The organism is Nocardioides koreensis, assembly GCF_039531775.1.
Classification (GTDB): domain Bacteria; phylum Actinomycetota; class Actinomycetes; order Propionibacteriales; family Nocardioidaceae; genus Nocardioides; species Nocardioides koreensis.
The window spans coordinates 1-1749 of the sequence record NZ_BAAAQR010000024.1 but is presented as its reverse complement, the minus strand read 5'-3'; the positions used below and the strand labels follow the sequence as shown (position 1 = coordinate 1749).

The following is a 1749-nucleotide window of genomic DNA, read 5'->3' as shown; positions in this document are numbered from 1 at the left end:
ACGTCGGCAACGGCCGACCATCAGGACCGCGTCCGAAGCACCCCGAATCGTCACCGAAGTCCTGACACATCAAGTGTCACCAATGTCCTGATGCAGAACTGTCACCTATGTCCTGAGACATCACATTTCCAAGATGTGGAGGAACGCTTTCGACCGCTTCTGGCCGCTGGGCCTCTTGCCCAGGACCCCGATCGGCGTGGCCGTCCAGCCGGCGCTTTGACCGTCCGCGAGAGGCGCTGTCCGCTCGGCGTGCGCCCGGGGCCGAGAAGACCTCGGGCCAGCTTCCGACCCCCCGTCGAGGGAACAATTCCGATCATCGCCCGAGCCGAAGCTACGCCCGGTCGAAGACGAGGTCGAAGTCCTTGCGCCACGTCGACCCGCGATCCTGCGACGCCTCCCAGCGGCCTGCGATCCGGTCCGGCCCAACGTCCGCGATGAACCGCTGGAACATGTCGGGATCCTCGCGGGTCAGGACCCAGCGCGAGCCATCGAACGTCATGACGAAGACCCGACAGACACCGCGTTCGTCGTGGTAGAGCGCGGTGTACGCGTCGTTCGCGTCACTGCGACCGAGCACCAGGAGCATCTCGCTCGTGGCCGGTCCGACCTCACCTCCCATCGTCCATCGGAAGACCACGAACGCGTCGCCGAGCCACTCGACGCGTGCCTGGCCCGGCACCTCCCGATCGTCCGGCTCGAGGAACCAGGCGTTCCGCATCGTCACCCGCCACGCCCCGACCAGGACGTCCAGCTGCTCCATGAACTCGTTGCGCACTGCTCCTCCTCGATGCCGACGCTGGATCGACTCCGCTCGCGCGGAGAACTCATCGCTCATGCACCTGCGGGGTCGCCACAACCGTGGCCCACGGCGGCTGAGCAAGCGCACACTGCCTCATGGACCCGACCGCATCCGACGTGGAGATCGAGACACCCCAGGGCTCCGTCCCGGCGTACTGCGCGACGCCGGCCACGCCCCCGCCCTGGCCCGGCGTCGTGGTGGTCCACGACTTCACCGGCATGAGCCACGACCTGCGCGCACAGGCCGACTGGCTGGCGGGCGAGGGCTTCCTCGCGGTGGCACCAGACCTCTACCACCGGGGCAGCCGGCTCGGGTGCCTGCGCACGATCATGCGGGACCTCGGCGAGCGCCGCGGCCGGTCGTTCGACGACATCGAAGCGGCCCGCCAGTGGCTCCGGGAGCACGAGGGCTGTACGGGCCACATCGGCGTGATCGGGTTCTGCATGGGCGGCGGTTACGCACTCGCCCTCGCCGCCGATCGCGGCTTCGAGGCCGCCGGCGTCAACTACGGCGGCTGTCCCTCCGACGCCGACGAGTGGTTGCCCCACGCGTGCCCGATCGTGGGGAGCTTCGGCGCCGAGGACGGGTCACCCCTGGGCCGGCGGGCCGGCCGCCGCCTCGGGCAGCTGCTCACGGAGCTGGAGATCCCGCACGACGTGAAGATCTACCCCGGCGCCGGCCACGGGTTCATGAACGACCACGACCCCGCGGACGCCACCCTCTTCCTCCGCTTCCTCGCCCGCGTCTCGGGCACCAGGTACGACGAGGAGGCCACCCGCGACGCCCGGCAGCGCATCACCCGGTTCTTCGGCACCTACCTGCGCTAGGTGTACTGACCACGGACGTTAGGTACGGCGTGCCTGCTGGACGATGACGAAGGCCTCCGGGTGAGGTGTGGAGCAACCACGCACCCACACCTGAATCACCACGGAGGTCTTCGTGTCCCACGC

The 1749-nt window shown here is 69.0% G+C and carries 2 protein-coding genes; one reads left to right on the top strand and one right to left on the bottom strand.

The genetic code is table 11. The annotated features are described in order from the left end of the window. Positions 1–331: 331 nt before the first annotated feature. Entirely contained in the window at positions 332–775 is a 444-nt protein-coding gene (locus ABD268_RS22740) for a hypothetical protein (protein WP_344158247.1), read from the bottom strand. A gap of 119 nt (positions 776–894) precedes the next feature. Between ABD268_RS22740 and ABD268_RS22735 the strand changes: the two genes are divergently transcribed. Then, the gene (locus tag ABD268_RS22735) at positions 895–1626 is read left to right on the top strand and encodes a dienelactone hydrolase family protein (RefSeq protein ID WP_344158245.1); all 732 of its coding nucleotides are present in this window, start codon (positions 895–897) and stop codon (positions 1624–1626) included. The last annotated feature ends 123 nt before the right edge of the window (positions 1627–1749 follow it).

What these genes read in the sequence shown, in the direction of transcription:
- ABD268_RS22735 (WP_344158245.1), top strand. Translation starts at nt 895, where the DNA reads ATGGACCCGACCGCATCCGACGTGGAGATCGAGACACCCCAGGGCTCC.